Here is a 19200-nt window from a genome sequence, read left to right on the forward strand (position 1 = left end):
ATTTTCCCCATGTCTTCTTTCAGCACAATCCTTATCGGCCATGAAAGCCTTGTGATCCAATGCGGTGAGCTTTTGCGCAGTGAGGGGCACACTATTTCAGCCGTGGTCACGCGCAACGGCGATGTGGAAAGCTGGGCGGCGGGTGCCGGGTTGCCCTTAGTGGCACCGGGCAAGGGTTTGGCGGACTCGCTTGCCGGCATGGACTGCGACTGGCTTTTGTCCATCGCCAATCTGGACATCATTCCCGACGCAGTGCTGGCCCTGCCCAAGCGCGGCGCAGTGAATTTCCATGACGGACCGCTGCCCGCCTATGCGGGGCTCAACGCGCCCGTGTGGGCCGCGCTGGCAGGCGAGACATCGCATGGCATCAGCTGGCACCTGATCGAAGGCGGCGTGGATGAAGGTGACGTACTGGCCCGTGCCGAGATCACCATCACCCCCGAGGATACCGCGCTGACACTGAACACCAAATGCTACGGTGCGGCGATCGAAAGCTTCCCGGCGCTGATGGCGGAACTCGCGAAACCAGAGCCTGCGCGGCAAAAACAGGACCTGAGCCTGCGCAGCTATTTCGCCCGCGACGCCCGTCCCGACGCGATGCTGGATTTCACCAAACCGGCTGCTGATCTTGCGCGGACAATCCGCGCGCTGGATCACGGAGAGTATTGGAACCCGCTTGTGCTGCCTTCGTTCGAGGCTGGCGGCAATTTGTGGCTGGCCCGAGCAGCCCATGTATCCGAGAGCGCTTCGGGCGCGGCACCTGGGGCGGTTCTGGCCGCCGATGGTGATCAGCTTGGCATCGCCACGGGTCAAGGAGATCTGGTTCTGACCCGGATCACCAGCACGGATGGCAATGCAGCAACCCCCGGCGACATTGCCCGTGTGGGAACCATCCTGCAAAGCCCCTCGGCGGATGCAAAAGCGGATGTAGAGGCAATTCTGAGCCCACTTGCGAAGACCGATCCGACTTGGCGCAAAGCGCTGGAAGCAATCACGCCTGTTGATCTGCCCCTGATCAATCCTGCGTCAGGCCCTGCGCAGCCGTTGGCGCGCACAATCCCCGTGTCTGCCACCGTGTCAGAGGACCAGACCCGCACTGCCTTTGCCCTTCTGATGGCACGCATGACCGAAGACGCGCGTGCCGATTTTGCGCTGTCCCTGCCGGGCACACATGCCCATCTATGTGACTGGGTTCCGGTCAAGGTCGAGATGACGGACAGCTTTGCCGCCATGACAGCTGCGCTGGCGCAAACCATGGAAGCGGCGCGCACGCGCGGCCCGTTTGCAGCCGACCTGCTGGCGCGTCTTCCGGGCACGGATCCGACTTTGCCTGCGCTGGCCTTCAGCGACACGGCCGAGGCTGGCCTGATCGGCCCATCTGCCCTGACGCTGGCAGTGACGCAGACCGGGACGACGCTCTATGGCGACAAGGCCCGCATCGACGAGACCGCGCTTGACCTTTACGCCGCGCGGCTGACTCATCTGCTGGAACACCTGAGCAGCAGCGATGATCCAAAGGCGTTGTCAATTCTGCCCGAGGCAGAGCGGAAACAGACACTTGTCGACTGGAATGCCACCGACAAACCATATGACCCCGAAGAGTGCGTGCATCAGGCCTTCGAGGCGCAAGTTGAGCGGACGCCAGGGGCCGAAGCGCTCGCCTTTGAGGGTGAGAGCCTGAGCTATGCCGAACTCAATGCAGCCGCCAACCGGCTGGCGCACAAGCTGATCGGCATGGGCGTTAAACCGGGTGTCACGGTGGGTCTGCACCTGCCGCGCTCCTCCGGTCTGCTGGTCGCGGCGCTGGCGATCCTGAAGGCGGGCGGTGCCTACCTGCCGATGGATCCGACCTATCCAGCGGATCGAACGGCGCTTTATCTGGAAGACAGTCAGGCAGGCGTGGTCGTCACCAATGCAGATCTTGCAGCTACGTTGCCTTCCAGTACGGCACAGATCCTCGATATCGCGGCATCCGTGGCGGACCAGCCCGACACCAACCCACAAAGCAGTGTCGGCGGCGCTGATCTGGCCTACATGATTTACACCTCCGGCTCGACTGGCCGGCCCAAGGGCGTCATGGTTGAACACCGCAATGTCGCCAATTTCTTTGTCGGCATGGATGACCGGATCGATCACGCCTCTGGCGGGGTTTGGCTGGCGGTCACGTCTCTCAGCTTCGACATTTCCGTGTTGGAGCTGTTCTGGACACTCGCGCGCGGCTTCAAGCTGGTGCTGTCCGGCGATGAGAGCCGGGCGCTGGTGGCCGGAGACGGCGACACAGGCGGCGGTGTGCCGGGCGGGATGGAATTCAGTCTCTATTACTGGGGCAACGATGACGGGCGCGGGCGTAACAAGTATCGCACGCTGCTGGAAGGCGCAAAATTCGCCGACCAGAACGGCTTTGTCGCTGTCTGGACGCCGGAACGGCATTTCCACGCCTTTGGCGGCCCCTATCCGAACCCCTCCGTCACCGGCGCAGCCGTAGCGGGGGCCACACAGAACATTGGGGTCCGCGCAGGCTCGTGCGTGGCACCGCTGCACCATACCGCACGCATTGCCGAGGAATGGGCAGTGATCGACAACCTCACCAACGGCAAGGCTGGCATGGCGATTGCCAGTGGCTGGCAGCCAGATGACTTTGTGCTGCGCCCCGAAAACACGCCCCCCGAAAACAAACCTGCCATGTTCCGCCAGATCGCCGATCTGCGCAAACTGTGGGCCGGGGAACCGGTGGCGTTCCCGCGCAAGGACGGGCAGATGCACGAGGTCGTCACGCAACCGCGCCCCATCTCGAAAACCCCTGATCTGTGGGTCACGACCGCAGGCAATCCCGAGACCTGGAAAGAGGCGGGGCGCAATGGCTGTCATGTGCTGACCCACCTGCTGGGCCAGTCGGTCAGCGAGGTCGGCGACAAGATCAAACTCTACCATCAGGCGCTGCGCGAGGCAGGCCATGATCCAGCGCGCTTCAAGGTGACGCTGATGCTGCACACCTATCTGGCTGGCACCCGCGACGAAGCGCGGGAAGTGGCGCGCGGACCCATGAAGGACTACCTGCGCTCGGCCGCCGGGCTGATCAAGCAATACGCCTGGGCCTTTCCTGCCTTCAAACGCCCGGAAGGTGTGGACAACGCGTTCCAGTTGGATCTGGGGTCTCTGACCGAAGAAGAACTGGAGGGCATCCTCGATTTCGCCTTTGAACGCTACTTCAATGACAGCGGCCTCTTTGGCACCACCGAAGATGCAATGGCCAAGGTCGCCGAGGTGAAGGGTATCGGCGTGACCGAGATTGCATGCCTCATCGACTACGGTATCGAAGTGGATACGATCCTCGAAGCGCTGACGCCACTGGCCGAAGTTGTGCGCGCGGCAAATGCAGGTGCGGGTCCGGCGGCGGATGATTTCTCGATCGCGGCCCAGATTTCGCGCCACAAGGTCACGCATTTGCAATGCACTCCGTCGATGGCGCGGATGCTGGTGATGAATGATGAGGCCAGCGCTGCATTAGGGTCGGTGAAGCACCTGATGCTGGGAGGGGAGGCGCTGCCCGGCGCATTGGTCAGCGATCTGAATGCGCTGACAGAGGCTCATATCGAGAACATGTACGGGCCAACCGAGACGACGATCTGGTCCACAACCCGGACAGCGCGCGCTGATGCGGGGGTTGTCGGCATTGGCACCCCCATCGCCAACACACAGGTCTATATCCTGAATGGCGCGCTGGAACCGCAACCCATCGGCGTGCCGGGTGAGCTGTATATCGGCGGCGATGGCGTCACGCGCGGCTATTGGCAGCGCGAAAACCTGACGGCAGAGCGCTTCGTCGCAGACCCGTTTTCAACCAAGAAGGGTGCGCGCATCTATGCCACCGGCGATCTGGCGCGCTGGTTGCCCAGCGGAGAACTGGATTTCCTCGGTCGCGCCGACTTTCAGGTCAAGCTACGCGGGTACCGGATCGAACTGGGTGAGATCGAAACTTCCATCGACGCATTGGACGGTGTGCGCCAGTCGGTTGTTTTGGTGCGCGAAGATACACCCGGCGTCCAACAACTTGTGGCCTATCTGCTCGCGGATGGAAGCCTCGAAGAACCTACCCTGAAAACGGCTCTGGCCGGGGTGCTTCCCGCCCATATGATCCCGGGTCGCTTCGTCACGCTGGACAGCTTCCCGCTGACGCCCAACAAGAAAGTCGACCGCAAGGCACTGCCCGTGCCGGGCGCCCCTCTGCGGGCCAAAATGGCCAACACTCCGACGGCCCCTGCGACGGCGAAAACCACCTCGGGCGACGGCCCCGGTTTCGACGGCGATGTGACAGCGGCAATCAGCGGGATCTGGACCGCGATCCTCGGGGTTTCTGATATCTCCGGGCGTGACAGTTTCTTTGATCTGGGCGGGCACTCCTTGCTTGCGGTGCAGGCGCATCGTGAGATCAAGTCCCAACTGGGTGTCACCAGACTGTCGATCACGGATATTTTCCGGTTCCCGGTTCTCGCCGATCTGGCAGCGGCGGTGGAAGGTAAGCTGGGCGCCGCGGCGCCGAAACCTGCCGCTTCGACCGCGCCCCCCGAACCGGCAAAAGTGCCCGAACCCGTCGGCGCACCGGCAGTTGCTGCAGAGCATCCCGCCACCCGTGCCGATGCGATGGCACAACGCCGGGCCATGCGGGCGGCGCGTCGCAAAGGCGGATAGTGCCGCTACGGCCAACACATACAACAAACGCTGCCCGATTTTTCGGCGGGCGGTTTGGCTGGCCGTCAAGCAATGGCAACGGTCGACCTCCAAACTTGAGCTATTCCTATCGCGTTCAGGTCAAGCGCTAGAGGTAGGTCTTGATGATCTCGCAGCGATGCTCATAGACGCTTTCGTCATCAAACGGAGCCCCATCGCGGGCGGCCCGGACGATAAGGTCGGCCAGCGCAGCCCTGTCTTTGTCCAGCGCGGCCACGGCATCTGACAAGGCGTCGACATCATTCAACGGCACAAGCCGCCCGCCCTGATGCTCCGCAATAAGATCGCGGGCAAAAGACCCCTCATATCCGACAATGGGCGCGGCTGAGACCAACGCCTCGATCAGGCAGCGAGGCGATTCAGGGGTCTTGTGGCAAAACAGGAAGATATGCGCCTCTCGCAGGTGTTGCATGACCGTGTCGCGGTCCTCCACAAACCCGGCAAGATGGACTTTCTCCTTCAGCCCGGCTGCATCGACAAGAGACTTCATTTCGGCCAGATCAGGACCATCGCCCAACCAGGTCGCCTTGAAGTCCACGCCTTGTGCATTCAGGCGATCCAACACACCAACCCAGTCCTGAGGCCCCTTCATGGCGCTGGCCCGGCCTGTATAGACGATGTTCAGGGGACCCTGCGAAACCGCGGCACTTTTTGCCTGAACCTGATCAGGCGTGATATGATCCGCCTTGTTGATATGGATGTCATGCACCAGCTGCGGCTGTTTGCAGTAGGGCGCGTAGGTGTCAAAGGTCTCTTTGCCGTGAAACAGGCCCAGTGCCGCGCGGCGGATGATGAACTTTTCCCACCACCACATGGGGCGATGTTCCAGCCGGGCGCGCAGCCTGCGCCGCCATAGATCACTGCTGGCAGCGGTCCGGCGTACAACTTCGGATTCCACCCGGTCCGTCCAGATCGCAAAGGGCAGCCCCGCCCGGTGCGACTGCCACGCCGCAACCGAACCCCAATCGCCAGCCAGACCCCCAATCGAAAAGGACCGGTAGTCCGCATTGGCGATCTCAGTACGAATGATGTCCCGACAGGCTCGAAAATGGCGAAAGAACTGATCCGGCCGATAGGCCATGGGCAGAGGAACAAGCCGGATGCGGTGCATGTCCAGACCGGCCTGATCGATGGGGATCCAGCCGTCCGGCAAAGGCCCCGTCGTGACCGGGTTCATACAGACAACTTCATCGAAATGCTCGGCCCACAACCGCAGCCCATTACAGGCCTGTCCTTCCAGATGCAGACCATCCTTTGTCTGCACCAGCGGAACGGGCGCATAAATAAGCAACTTTCCTGATTTCGTCATGAAATAGTGTGTCCCGTCGTCACATCATCAAAACGGATGCTGTCGTCCGGTCTTGCATTGACCTAATGACGGGACACATATCGAATGAAGTCTTCATTGTCACCAAAACACGTTGTTCCCATGCCTTTACGTCGTCTCAAACGCAAATCCGCCACACTGCTCCTGCTCTTTCTGTCAGCATGCGGACTAACAACCCGCTGCGGTGGGCCGGAGCCCCTGGCCGATGCCGACTTCGCCGAACTTTATGAAACCCCACTTGAGCCGCCTGCGTCAGGTTTGTCGGTGTATCATCTGGGTCATAGCCTGGTGGGGCGCGACATGCCGGTCATGCTTGAGCAACTGGGCGGGGCGGAACACAGCTTCAACAGCCAGCTTGGCTGGGGCGCCATGCTGCGTGAACACTGGGAACCGGATATGCCGGTGAAAGGGTTTGAACAGGAAAACCAGCACACGCAATATCGCGACCCGCACGAGGCGCTGGCCGAAGGATCATACGACGCGATTGTCCTGACCGAGACGGTCGAAATCCGCGACAGCATAGAATACCACAATTCGCAGGATTACCTGCGCAAATGGGCGACCGCAACTTGGGCTGGTAACCCCGAAACCCGCGTCTACCTGTATGAAACCTGGCACAATCTGGATGACCCCGAAGGCTGGCTCACGCGGTTGGATCTGGATCTGGACCGATACTGGGAAACCGAAATTCTGCGCCGCGCGCTCGCCCATGACGATGTGACCCAACCCATTTATGTCATTCCCGGCGGACAGGTCATGGCAGCCTTTGTGCGCCGACTTGAGGCGGCTGGCGGCATCGGGCCGGTCAAAACCCGCGAGGATCTTTTCTCCGACACGATACACTTTAACGATTATGGCGCTTACCTGATGGCTTTGACCCACTACGCGGTGCTGTACGGGCGCAGCCCCGTGGGCTTGCCACATGCTTTGCTGAAATCGGATGGCTCACCCGCCCAAGACCCGGGACCAGAGCTTGCCGCCGCGATGCAGGACACCGTCTGGCAGGTGGTCAGCGCCTATGCACCAAGCGGAGTGCGCGGGGACTGATCACTGGATCGACAGGACATGCAGCAAAGCGTCCTGATTGATCCAGAACGCCAGCGACCCGCACAAAATGGTCAGAGCCATAAAGACCCCGTCATGCAGCGGGTCTTCGGCGCGGTAGGGCCGGATCAGGTAATAAAGCACCGGGTAGCTCAGGATCGCTGCCAGCGGTTGGGCCGCCAGTGCCCCGATCAAGCCAAAATTCATCACGCCTACGATCAGAAGCCCGGTTTGCAGCACCGCACGCAACGCCTGATAGGCGGTGAAAAGACCCGACCTGCCAACAGCCAGCAGCACAAAGGCGTGGCCACGAATGATCAGGCTCGGCATCAACGAGACGCTCATCACCACCAGGATTGGACCCGCGGCCCAGTATTCGGTGGTGTAAAGCAACTCGATCAGCCACTGGCCCAAAAGCGCCAGCACGAACTGCATGGCAAACAGCAGACCTGTCAGCCCGAACCGCGCCTTGGACAACGCACGGCGATTGGCCTCTGACTCGGCCGGGGGTCGGGCCGAATAAAGCGGATAGACCACACGCACCGCAAAATTGCCCATCAGCATCAGCGGCACAGAGCCAAAGAAGTACGCGATGTTGTAAAAGCCCAGATTGGCCAGCGTGAAGAATTTCGACAGCAACATGCGGTCGCCGTTCTCGATGATGAAGGTAAGGCCGGAGCTGACAAAAAGGTATTTGCCGAAATGGAACAGCTCCCAGAAGGCCGCCCGCTCCAGCCGCAAACGGTTCGGATGACCGGGCAGCACCAGATGCGACAGCACCGCATGCAACGCCTGTTGCACCATCATGCCCACAACCAGCGCCCAGACCGTTTCCCAGACCCACGCCAGCACCACCATGACGACAATCGCCACCGACTGGCAGCCCAGATCAAGGAAGGTCACGCGGCCCAGATGGATGTTGCGGGACGCGGTCCCGATACGGGTGGACCGCATCTCCATGATAAAGACGGTGAAGGCGAGACCGAACATCAGCTCATACAGGATCGGCTCTCCGTAGAACCGAGAGACGGGGCCTGCAATCGCGCAGCAAATGAGGCCCAACAGGACGCCGCGCATCACTTGCAATGTCCAGGCCGTGTTCAGAAAGACCGGGTCATCCCCGCGCTTTGATCGCACGATGCTGGTGCCCAGACCCACGTCGGAAAACATCTGCAACCCTGCCAAAAACAAGGACACGATTGCCATCAGACCAAAGGCTTCGGGAAACAGAAGCCGCGTCAGGATCAGGTTCGACAGGAGCCGTAAGAACTGCCCTCCACCAAAACCCAGAAAGGTCAGGACAGAGCCACGCATGACCCGCGCACCCATTCCGTCGCCGGAGAACTGCCGCTGGATAATACCGAACATACCTACCCAGCTTTCATCGGTTCACAAAACAGGCCCACCACGCCCTATTCAGCCTTGACCGCACTTGGATGGCAGCCGTTCAAGACAACTCCCAACACGTTGGTGCTTTCGGCAACTTCGCGTTCACAGACATCGAGTTGGTTGAACCGCGTTTTCTCGGCCAGTGCCACGATCAGCGCGCAATCGGTGTTTTTCAGGAACGCCCGTGCGCGATCTCCACCGAGGATGGCAGGCAGGTCAAAAATCATCACGTCAGGTTTGTAGGTGTCTTGCACGCTATCAAGAAATTCACCGATCTTGTCGGACAGGATCAGTTTGTTTGGATCGGCTTCAGGTTCGGGCGAGATGACAACGCCGACATTCTCGCGGACCCGCTGCAAATGGTCCGACAGCGGTACGCGCCCGTTCAGGATCGACCTCAGACTGTGGCGGCTTTCAAGGCCCAGAAACTGATGAACCGATGGATCGCCCAAATCGAAATCGAACAGAATGGTGCGCAAGTTGTTCGTTCGGCCCAATCCCAAAGCCAGATTGCACGCAATCGTCGTCTTGCCGCTGGAGGATTCCGGGGACGTGATGGCCAGCCGGCTCCATCCATTCTGCTGCATCTGCAACAACGTCTTTGTCCGCAACACGTCAAAGGACGCAGAGCTGGTGTCCGGGGCCTGCGACACAACCCGGTGCTTGCGCAATGTTGCGTCGGACAGGTGAACACGGGGCAGATCATCCCATGCCCCAGGCGCCTCGGGCTTCGCCTTGGGGCCCGGATGGATCTGCGCTGTGTCCGATCGCTGTGACCGAGCTCTTGCCAAAGCCGCCTGAAGTTTTTCCATTCTCTGTCCGTTTTATCGCCGCGAGCTAAGCCCCGGCGTCTTACATCAATCCCAAGCGCCCAAGAATCTTGTTCGCGACAATCTCAAGAGGCATGATTTCCGTGTGCAAATAGTAAAGTCCGGCAGGAACCAGCGCGATAGCCGCCAAAATAGCGGCAAGCTTGTACAGACGCCGCCGGATCCGCTCCCCCCGCGCTTCCAGATAGGGGACCACCCCAATGGGGATGATGTTGAAGCGTGACTGCAATTCATTTGGGTGTCGGATTTTCTGGTTGAGCAGTTCAAACAGAACAAACAGACCAACAGCGAGCATCATGCCGCCACCCACTCCGGCAACCGCAATTTTCATACGCGGCGGACCTGACGGTTCCTGCGGCACAACCGCGCCTTCGATCAAGCTGATGCGCTGGCCTTGGGCATTGACTTCGACCCGTTCGGCCATGCGCGCCTGATTGAGGTTGTTGACCGAGGTGTTGTAGCGCGTGCGGATGCTTTCCAGATCGCGCTCCAGACGTTCCAACGTGATCGAATTGGTCGCAGTCGCCGTGATGGCGCGGGCCAATTGTTCCAGCTCGTCATTGATGCGCACGATCTCGAGGTCAATTTCCTGAACGCGCTGGTTCATCTCTGCCAGTTGCAAATCCAGAAACGAGGGCTCTGCGTTTTCAGGGTCTTCGTCGTCTCGCGGCCCTGCCCCGGCAATGCTTCGTTCCAGCTGTTCAATCTGGCCTACAAGCTGGATCAGGCGGGGGTTCGTGTCGGAGTAGATGGTGCGGGCCTCGGCCAGTTCCAATTCCAGATCCTGCAGCCGCCGTTCTTCGGGGGACAATTCGCGTCGCGCAGTCACGCCAAGCCGCCCGGTTGCCTCGAACACGGCAATCATCTCGCTGCGGTTGCTCACGATCGACGCGCGTTCCTGCTCCAACCGGCTCAGACGTTCCTGCAACGTGGACTGGCGATCCTGCCGATACAGCAGATCTTCGGGCAACGCCTCTACATTGGCATTTTTGAAAGCGATGATCCGATTGGACTGTGCATCAATTTCATCTGCCAGCCGATCTGTTTCTTGGGCAAAAAAGGACACGGTGTTCTCGACACGCTCGCGGCGGAAGGAACTGTTGGCCTCCAGCACCAGCGTTACGTAATCGTTGACGACCTCTGCCGCGACCTGCCCACGCGAGGCGGTAAAGGAGATCGACATGAGCGTTGCCTGATTGCTCCCGCTGGACCGGCGAATGCTGGTGGCTTCCCGCATCGCGCCCACGATCCGGTCAGGGGTCATGTCGCCGATATCGTCGAAAACCCCATATTTCTGAGCGATATCCAGCAAGTTTGCCCGCGTCAGCAATTGCTCTTCGATCACTTGCAACTGTTCGGCGGCTTCCGTTTCGACAACGTTGCGTCCCAGTTCGATAGTGATCTTCGGCGCTTCCACCTGCAGGCGGGCCATGGAGGAATAGACCGGCGGCAGCGTAAATGCCGCAAAAACGGCAATCCCGGAACACAGCAGAACCAGAACCATCATCAACGGCATGCGACGCAAAAGCAGCATCCAGTAAAAGCGCAGCGGCAAGGTCATTCCGCAGCCTCCCCGGAATGATTGTCAGGCATATCGACCGCGTACCGGTTGGACAGGAACAGCGGCCGGATCGGGGCCGTCAGGATCACCCCATCGGCCAGCAGCTCTTCGATCAGCTTGCCATCGACCGCCATCTTGTCGGCACTGACCGCATAGACAAGCGCAAGATCGCAAAGCTTGTTGATCTCGCGCGGGACGCCGCCGCTGATCTGATGGATAAGCGCCATGGCGTGTTCGGTGAATTCTTCGCCACTTCCGTCCACATGCAACAGACGCGAGCGGATGTATTCCCGGCTGGTTGCCCTGTCCATGGGCTCCAAATGATAGCTGACCGAAACGCGTTGCGCGAACTGGCGCAATTCGGGCTGCGAGATCATCTCGCGCAGCTCAGGCTGCCCCAGCAGGACAAGTTGCAGAAGCTCATCCTTGCCCGAGTTGATATTGGTCAGCATCCGCAGCTCTTCGAGCGTTTCCGAAGACAGGTTCTGCGCCTCGTCAATGATAAGAAGCACCGAATGACCGGCAGCGTATTGCGACAGAACGAAATCCACGAATTGCTGGTGCAGCGCCACATAATCGGCCTGAGGTTCCGCGTGTTGATCGAAGGCATTCAGCACCCAGCGCAAAAGCTCGCCCCGCCCACCTTGCGCGTTGGAGATAAGCCCAACGACAACATCACGATCCACCTGCGCAATCAGCGCCTGAAGCAGCGTGGTTTTGCCCGCGCCAACTTCGCCGGTCAGCACAGTGATCGGCGCTTGTGTAATCAGCCCATATTCCAGAACGGAAAACGCTCGTGTGTGCCCTTTGGACCAGAATATGAAATCCGGATCCGGCAGAAGCGCGAAGGGGCGCTCCCGGAACTGGAAATGCTTGAGATAAAGGTCCGTTTTCAAAGGTCTACCCGAATGCTCTAGTCTGCGGCGCGTTTTCTATAGTGCTCTATCAAACGCGCATCCTTATATCACTTCCAATCAACAGACGACAGAGTGAATCCCCGAGACAAAGCAGGTCAAAGAAGCGGTTTTGTTTCAAAAATGGCGTGCGTAGCTTAACCTTTTCACCCCCGCGGGATGGTCGAGAGGTATGAGCCGTTGGTCAGGCACCAATATGAGGTCAGGAATCGGCTGTCATATGACGTAGCCAACAGCCCTTTTTGATCTGATTTGATCCCAGCGTGGCTTGGACACAACAGCCGATCAACACCGCCAATAATGAGGCAGACCAACGCTCAAAGTCCCGTTTCGCCTGCCCATTCTACAAAAACCCGGGTCAGTGGAACGAATTGGAGGTTGCCCCGCTCAATGGTGACACTGCTGGGCCAGCGGCGCATCGGTGCCACTTCGGTCAGCACAGCATCGAAATTGATCTGCGCGCCTCCGAAATGAACCGCTACTCCGCCCTTGGCATACCTGTCACACTGGCCATAGAATATCTCCCGACAGGCAAAGGGCAGGTCCGCAGGCCACCCGATTTGTGCGATAGTGCCCGTCGAAAACCAAAAAAGGTTACATTAACAGGATTTGGATCAGGATGGTCACAATACAATGTGACATACGAAAGGGACGGCAGGCATGATACCTCCGGTCTTTGCCCTGCTGAGCTGGCCGGTTGTCGTCAGCCTGATCTGTCGTGGACGCAGCTTGCAAGTCGCCATTCTGGTGACGATCCTCGGGGGCTATCTGTTCCTGCCCGAACGCCACGCCATCGACCTGCCGGCACTCTATGAGCTGAACAAGATCTCCATTCCGGCCTATACGGCGCTGGCCTTGGCACTGATTGCGATCTCTCGGGCCTCCAACACGGGGCGCGGCGGGCCACAAACGTCGGACCCCAGCACAGCGCAATGGCTTGACGGCTGGGTGCCGCGCCTGCGCCTGCCACTGGTGTTGATCGGGCTGACAATGGTGGGCGCGGTCATGACGGTTGTGACCAACCGTGACCCGGTGATCGAGTTGAATATCTACAATTGGCCCCGAGGTATCGTCGGCGAGAACATCTTTATTCCGGGGCTGCGGCTGCAGGACGCCGGGGCAAGCATCCTTGTGGTTATGGTCAACCTGATACCACTGCTGCTGGCGCGCAGGTTCTTCGCCCACCCCGAAGGTCAGAAAATCCTCCTTGCCGGGTTCTGCATAGGTGGTCTGCTCTATGTCCCCCTGGCCATGTTCGAAGCCCGGATGTCACCACAGCTCAACCAATGGACCTACGGCTTCTTTGCACATCTGTGGTCGCAGCACGTGCGCGGCGACGGCTTTCGCCCAATTGTCTTTCTCAGCCACGGGCTGCTGGTCGCCCTGTTCTTGTCCACCGCGCTGATCATCTCGGTTGGCTTGGCACGGGTGCATACCGGGCGTTTGCGCGGGCGCTTCCTGATGGCGGCCGGGATGCTGTTTATCGGGTTGGTGATCACCAAATCGCTGGGCGCGCTGGTTATTGCGCTGTTCCTGTGTCCCATCCTTCTGTTTGCGCCCCGCTGGGTTCTTCTGTCGCTCACCGCCGGGATCGTCAGCATCGCATTGCTCTACCCCGTTGTCCGGGGCACCTCGATCATCCCGCTCGACACGGTCGTCACCTTGGCCGGGAATGTGAACGAAGAACGCGCAGCCTCGTTCGCTTACCGGCTGAACTTCGAAGAACAACTGCTGGCGCGCGCGCAGGAGCGCCCGTTTTTTGGCTGGGGCAGCTGGGGGCGCAATCTTTACCTGGGCAATGGCGAATTTGCGGTGCCCGACGGGGAATGGACCTTGTTGCTCAGCCAATCCGGCTGGTTCGGCTTTATCGGACGCTTCGGGCTGATGTTCCTGCCGGTGATCCTGCTGCTGTGGCGCTGGCGAAAGGATGGTATCGGGATGGAGACGGCGGTGATTGCCGCAGCGCTGACTGCTGCGGCAATCGACCTGATCCCCAACTCTGGCATGACCCCTGACAAATGGCTGTTGGCCGGGGCGCTTTGGGGACGGTTGGAATTGGGGCGCATTACGGCCACCGCCAACGAAGAGGTGCCTGACCCGCCTGCCCTGCGTCTGCGACCCGGATATGCACGGCCCGCTCCTGCAGCTGTGGCCCGCGACACGACAGAGCCAACGGCCCCCGCAGGTCCGCGCTACACCCGACAGGCAAAGCGCATCACGCGCGGTACAACCGCCCCAACTACAAAACTGTACAGAAGATAACATGTCGCTTGCTGTGATCATCATCGGACGCAACGAAGGCGACCGCCTGATCCGGGGCTTGGCCTCGGTTCAGGCCGCGTCGCGGATCATCTATGTCGACAGCGGCTCCACCGACGGCTCGCAGGATGCGGCCCAGACGGCAGGCGCCGAGCTTGTCACACTGGACATGTCGCAGCCCTTTACTGCGGCGCGCGCACGCAATGCAGGGCTTGAACGCTTGCGCACTCATGGCGCGCGGCCCGATCTGGTGCAACTGATGGATGGCGATTGTGAACTGCAACCAGACTGGCTGGATGCAGCGCAGACCTTCCTCACCGACCATCCCGATGTCGGCATTGTCTTCGGACGCCGCCGGGAACGCTTCCCCGAAGCGACCATCTACAACCGGCTCTGCGACTGGGAATGGGACGTGCCGATGGGCGAGGCGCGCGCCTGCGGTGGTGATGCCTTGATGCGCATGGACGCGTTGGAAGCAATCGGTGGGTACAACCCGGGACTGATCGCAGGTGAAGAGCCCGAAATGTGCGTGCGGATGCGGGCTGCAGGCTGGAAGGTCTGGCGCATCGATGCCGAGATGACGTGGCACGACGCGGCCATGACCCGGCTGGGCCAGTTCTGGTCACGGGCCCGTCGGGCGGGCCATGCCTGGGCCGAAGGGGCTGCGATGCACGGTGCCCCGCCCGAACAGCACTGCGTGGCAGATGTGCGCAGGGTCCTGATCTGGGGCCTTGTGGTGCCAATCGCGATCCTGTTGCTTGCACTGCTGACAAGCCCTTTGGCTCTGATACTTTTCGCTGTTTACCCTCTGCGCGTTCTGCGCATGGCCCGGCGCGGCGGAGGCAGGCGCATTGATTGGGAACGTGCGGGGCTGGTTGTGCTGGGACAGTTTGCCGAAGCCGCCGGTGTGATCGAATTTCACCTGCGCAGACTGACCAGTCGGCCGCGCGGCTTGATCGAATACAAATGACCGGCTCACGGCTTAGCGTCGCCGCCACGTCCACACATCACCGGCGGGCATAAACATCCTCGTAACGGACGATGTCATCCTCCCCCAGATAGCTGCCGGTCTGCACTTCGATCAGACCAATAGGCACTTTGCCGGGGTTCTCCAGACGGTGCTTGGCGCCCAGCGGGATATAGATCGACTGGTTTTCACTCACCAATTTGACCTCGTCATCCACGGTCACCTTGGCCGTGCCTTCAACGACGATCCAATGTTCAGAACGGTGGTGGTGGCTTTGCAGGCTCAGGGCGGCACCCGGGTGTACATGGATACGTTTGACCTGAAAGCGTTGGCCAATGACAAGGCTTTCGAACCACCCCCAGGGCCGGTGTTCCTTGGGGAACGTGGTGGCTTGCAGCGCTTGCTTTTCTTTCAGCGCCGCCACCGCTTCTTTCACATCCTGTGCCCGCGATTTGTCCGCCACCAGCACCGCGTCCGGCATGGCAACGGCGATGATGTTGTCGAGGCCAATGCCCACCAGTTCCAGCGTGTCGACCTCTGACCGCAACAACGTGTCACTGCAATCGATCGCCGTGGCCCCGGTGGAGGCGGCAACACCGTCCCCATCCGGCCCCGTTTCGCGCCAGACGGCGTCCCAACCGCCCAGATCGGACCAGCCCGCCTCAAAGGGCACGACGCTCAGATTGTCGGCCCGTTCCATCACCGCATAATCGATGGAGATATCCTCGGCCTCTGCCCAAGGCTCGGGCGCAAGCCGCAGAAAGCCTAGGTCGGGCGTCGCGGCCTCGACGGCAGCGCGCACAGGCGCCACAAGGTCCGGCGCGTGGGCCTCGAAAGCCGCGATGATGTCGGAGGAGCGAAAAAGAAAGATGCCCCCGTTCCACAAATGGCGGCCATCGGCGACCATGGCCGCCGCATGCTCGGCATCGGGCTTTTCCACAAAGCGGGTCAGCGGCACGGGCGCGCCGTCTTCAGGAACGGTGCTCAGTTCCAGATAACCATAGCCCGTCTCGGGATAGGTTGGTGTGATCCCAAAGGTGACAAGCTGGCCTGCACGGGCCGATGCGGCCCCGGTTTCGACAGTCGCACGAAAGGCGGCGGCATCCGGCACCACATGATCTGACGGGGCCACCAGCATCAACCCATCGGGGTCACTGGCAGCCACATGCAGAGCAGCGGCAAGAATGGCGGGTGCCGTATTGCGTCCCTCAGGCTCGATCAGGATGGCACCGGGGTCGATGCCCGCATGATGCAACTGCTCGGTCACGATAAAGCGGAAGTCGGACGCGGTCACGACCACAGGGGGGGCATAGCCCGGACCCGAAAGCCGCTGTGCGGAAGCCTGAAACAGGGTTTGCTCACCCAAGATGGCCGCAAATTGCTTGGGATAGGATTTGCGGCTCAGCGGCCAAAGCCGCGTACCGGATCCGCCACAAAGAAGTACCGGGGTAATCATCGTCTATCCTTACCGCTGCGCCGTCAATTCCAGCGCGCTTCGCACCTGTTCCTGCCCAATGGCCGCCCGCACTAGCCTTGTCTGCGGGGCGTATGAGAAGAGGTGGCATAGTAGATCTGAAAACGGTAGTGCAAATGACCAAAGCCCAGAATGTTCTGGTTGAAGCGGACGGCGAGCACGCACTATTTGCACTGAAGTGGTCAACGTGCCGGATCCGACCGCTATTGGGGTCCCGAGTTGCGGGCTCGCCCCCCCGACCATCGTCAATGCCCCGCCCGGAGCAGAGCCTCCCCATGATCACAAGACCCCCAAAACGGCACGACGCACGCTGCCCCATCCAGCGTGTCAAATAGAGAACATATGCCGAATAAACGCGTCTGACGGGCTGAAATCGCTTTCTCAGACCGCGAAACTGACCTTAGGACATAGGGAAACGAGCATAATACTGATCGGGACCCAACCTGTGGCGCGCTTAATTATTATACTTTCTCTGGCGCTTAGCGTCGTCTTCGGCACACTGACTGTGGCCGAAGCCCAAAGCAATTACCGGGTGCGGACAGGCGACACGCTGGAAATTCAGGTCCTCGAAGATCCAAGCCTCAACAGATCTGTGCGCGTACTGCCGGACGGGCGGTTCAGCTTTCCCTTCGCCGGAACCCTGCGCGCGGCCGGGCTGACGATCCCGCAGATCGAACGTAACATACGGGTCGGCATTGCCAGTAACTTCGCCACAGACCCCAACGTATTCGTGTTTGTCGTTCCGGAAGAACGCGAACCGCTCGAACCAGAGACGATCAATATTTACCTCTTGGGCGAATTCAACACACCGGGCCTTGCTGAAATGCCGCCCGGCACGACTGTTTTACAAGCGCTGTCCATGGGCGGCGGCATGACGCGCTTTGCGGCCCTCAAACGGCTGCAACTGCGTCGCACCAACCCAAAAACGGGCGTTCAAACGGTCCGGAAAATCAATTTTAAGGCCCTGGCAAACGGGGCTGCATTGAGCAACGATATCGTGCTGAAGGACGGGGATGTTATTCTTGTACCAGAAAGGCGCCTGTTCGAATAAATCTCGCGAGCGGGCCATAAAGGGCAAAGCACGATACTGGGCGCAACTGCTTGGCACATGCGCTCTTGGTGTCCTGGCCCTTTCGCCAGCCGGACAGGCACAGGACGTGCCTGAAGGCGCTCAACGATTTACCCTGGACGCGCGCAGTGGCCTTGAGTGGTCCGACAATCCCGACCTGCTGGAGGATGGTGACAGCCGTATTGTCAGCCGGACCCGGCTGGATTTCGCGCTGGAGCGGCGCACAGCCATTGATACGCTGATATTTGGCGTCGGTGGCGATATCGTTCTGGGCCAAGACACGGATGAGACGATCGAGAACTCGGATGCCCGCCTGCGATGGGACCGCGATGTCGGACGATCACGCATCGGAGTGGGCCTCACATTCGAAAACACAGAGCTGGACAGCACAAGTTTTGCCACGGGCGTCAGCGCGGACAGCGTCGATTTCGACACGTTTGACGGCGGATCACGTCGCAACATCGGCATCGAACTGGACGGTGCGGTAGGTGTCGACGCCCCATTGGGCGCCACATACAGCCTGACGCAAAACCGCATTACCTATGACGGCACGGATGATCCGTCTCTGCTGGACGCAGACGCACGGGATTTCCGCTTTTCGATCACGGGCGCGTTGGACCGGACCACGTCGCTGGGGCTCATTGGCTCCTTCACTGAATTCGACGAAGAAGGCCCCGGCGCTCTGGATACACAATCTGTGCGGCTCGGGACCGAGTTCCGTTCAGAGATCACGCCCACGCTGACCGGTCGTCTTGCGCTTGGCTGGCAAGAAACCGAGGAAACCGGTGCAGAAACCTCGCGGACCGATGGCGTGTTCGTGGATGGTGAACTGACCTGGACCCGGCCAAATGGAACGGCCGGGTTCGTCCTTGATAGCCCCATCGACGTCAACGGACGGCGCACAACCGTGCAATTCCAGCGCACGCTCGAATTTCCGCGCGGCGGCTTCGGCTATTCCATCGGCGCATCCCGTGCAGACGGGCTTGGGGCACGGCCTCTTTTTGGCCTGAACTGGGAATACGAGATGCCCCGCGCCACCTTTACCGCGGACCTATCCCAGACACCCACAACAACGCGTGACAATGTTGAGACCATCAACTCCGTGCTCAGCCTCAATTTCAATCAGCAACTGACATCGCGCGGCAACCTCGATGTGCTCTTTTCGATCCGTGACGGGGATGAGGAAGGCGACGACGCAAGTGATACCAGCCGCATCGGATTGGACCTGACATATCGCCACGATCTGACACAGGAATGGGATCTGATCGGCCAAGTCTCGTCCGTGCGGATCACCCAGGATGATGCTGAAGATCGCAATGCCAACACGCTTTTCCTTGGGCTCGAAAGGCGCTTTGGCTGGAACTAACGCCTCAGGTTTGACCCAATGGTCACGGGTCATGCTGGGCGCTTTCAGTGGTTTTCGATCACAAATTGGAACCTGCGCGAACGTATGACTTGGTCCACCGGGTGTGGTTGAAGTCCGCGCGAAAACCCCGCCGAGACACCCGATTCGGTCACATTTCGCGCGCAAGATGAACCTACAGCCCATGCGAGAAGAGCGACAACCACGGGTGGAAAATACCCCCTTGACCCGGCTCCATCGTTACCGATCCATGCACAATACGGGGGCGGATTCAG

The 19200-nt window shown here is 60.2% G+C and carries 12 protein-coding genes; 6 read left to right on the forward strand and 6 right to left on the reverse strand.

All coding sequences use genetic code 11. The features are described from left to right. Positions 1 to 9: 9 nt before the first annotated feature. Positions 10 to 4689 carry a MupA/Atu3671 family FMN-dependent luciferase-like monooxygenase gene (locus tag Q1A32_RS02270; protein ID WP_299648917.1) on the forward strand — a complete coding sequence of 1560 codons (4680 nt, stop codon included), beginning with the start codon at positions 10 to 12 and terminating at the stop codon, positions 4687 to 4689. A 127-nt stretch (positions 4690 to 4816) separates the two neighbouring features. On the opposite strand, the gene Q1A32_RS02275 is transcribed toward Q1A32_RS02270, so the two are convergent. Beyond that, positions 4817 to 6037, reverse strand: a complete 1221-nt coding sequence (locus Q1A32_RS02275) for a glycosyltransferase (RefSeq protein ID WP_299648920.1) — start codon at positions 6035 to 6037, stop codon at positions 4817 to 4819. Positions 6038 to 6157: 120 nt separating this feature from the next. Between Q1A32_RS02275 and Q1A32_RS02280 the strand changes: the two genes are divergently transcribed. Next, the gene (locus tag Q1A32_RS02280; RefSeq protein ID WP_299648923.1) at positions 6158 to 7102 is read left to right on the forward strand and encodes a hypothetical protein; all 945 of its coding nucleotides are present in this window, start codon (positions 6158 to 6160) and stop codon (positions 7100 to 7102) included. On the opposite strand, the gene Q1A32_RS02285 is transcribed toward Q1A32_RS02280, so the two are convergent. Genes Q1A32_RS02285 through Q1A32_RS02300 form a run of 4 tightly spaced genes read right to left on the reverse strand, consistent with a single transcriptional unit; the run spans position 7103 to position 11775 of the window. Next, on the reverse strand, positions 7103 to 8467 hold the full coding sequence (locus tag Q1A32_RS02285) for an oligosaccharide flippase family protein (protein ID WP_299609864.1): 1365 nt from the start codon (positions 8465 to 8467) through the stop codon (positions 7103 to 7105). 44 nt (positions 8468 to 8511) lie between these two features. Next, positions 8512 to 9300: a CpsD/CapB family tyrosine-protein kinase gene (locus Q1A32_RS02290; RefSeq protein ID WP_299648926.1), complete on the reverse strand. Its 789-nt coding sequence runs from the start codon at positions 9298 to 9300 to the stop codon at positions 8512 to 8514. Positions 9301 to 9340: 40 nt separating this feature from the next. Continuing rightward, positions 9341 to 10879 carry a Wzz/FepE/Etk N-terminal domain-containing protein gene (locus Q1A32_RS02295; protein ID WP_299609857.1) on the reverse strand — a complete coding sequence of 513 codons (1539 nt, stop codon included), beginning with the start codon at positions 10877 to 10879 and terminating at the stop codon, positions 9341 to 9343. Next, on the reverse strand, positions 10876 to 11775 hold the full coding sequence (locus tag Q1A32_RS02300) for an ExeA family protein (protein ID WP_299648929.1): 900 nt from the start codon (positions 11773 to 11775) through the stop codon (positions 10876 to 10878). The genes Q1A32_RS02295 and Q1A32_RS02300 overlap by 4 nt, the downstream gene beginning before the upstream one ends. 678 nt (positions 11776 to 12453) lie before the next feature. On the opposite strand from Q1A32_RS02300, the gene Q1A32_RS02305 reads away from it, so the two are divergent. Both Q1A32_RS02305 and Q1A32_RS02310 read left to right on the forward strand, forming a co-directional pair. Further along, positions 12454 to 14055: an O-antigen ligase gene (locus Q1A32_RS02305; RefSeq protein ID WP_299648932.1), complete on the forward strand. Its 1602-nt coding sequence runs from the start codon at positions 12454 to 12456 to the stop codon at positions 14053 to 14055. A gap of 1 nt (position 14056) precedes the next feature. Beyond that, positions 14057 to 15022 carry a glycosyltransferase family 2 protein gene (locus tag Q1A32_RS02310; protein WP_299648935.1) on the forward strand — a complete coding sequence of 322 codons (966 nt, stop codon included), beginning with the start codon at positions 14057 to 14059 and terminating at the stop codon, positions 15020 to 15022. 37 nt (positions 15023 to 15059) lie between these two features. On the opposite strand, the gene Q1A32_RS02315 is transcribed toward Q1A32_RS02310, so the two are convergent. Next, the gene (locus tag Q1A32_RS02315; RefSeq protein WP_299648938.1) at positions 15060 to 16475 is read right to left on the reverse strand and encodes a mannose-1-phosphate guanylyltransferase/mannose-6-phosphate isomerase; all 1416 of its coding nucleotides are present in this window, start codon (positions 16473 to 16475) and stop codon (positions 15060 to 15062) included. A 205-nt stretch (positions 16476 to 16680) separates the two neighbouring features. Here Q1A32_RS02315 and Q1A32_RS02320 point away from each other — a divergent pair, with 205 nt between their 5' ends. Together Q1A32_RS02320 and Q1A32_RS02325 are read left to right on the forward strand one after the other, a co-directional pair. Next, complete coding sequence (locus tag Q1A32_RS02320) at positions 16681 to 17544, forward strand: polysaccharide biosynthesis/export family protein (RefSeq protein ID WP_299648941.1); 864 nt, start codon at positions 16681 to 16683, stop codon at positions 17542 to 17544. Further along, positions 17516 to 18928 carry a hypothetical protein gene (locus tag Q1A32_RS02325; protein ID WP_299648944.1) on the forward strand — a complete coding sequence of 471 codons (1413 nt, stop codon included), beginning with the start codon at positions 17516 to 17518 and terminating at the stop codon, positions 18926 to 18928. The genes Q1A32_RS02320 and Q1A32_RS02325 overlap by 29 nt, the downstream gene beginning before the upstream one ends. Positions 18929 to 19200: the final 272 nt, after the last annotated feature.

It is taken from the genome of uncultured Tateyamaria sp. (assembly GCF_947503415.1).
In the GTDB taxonomy this organism is placed as follows: domain Bacteria; phylum Pseudomonadota; class Alphaproteobacteria; order Rhodobacterales; family Rhodobacteraceae; genus Tateyamaria.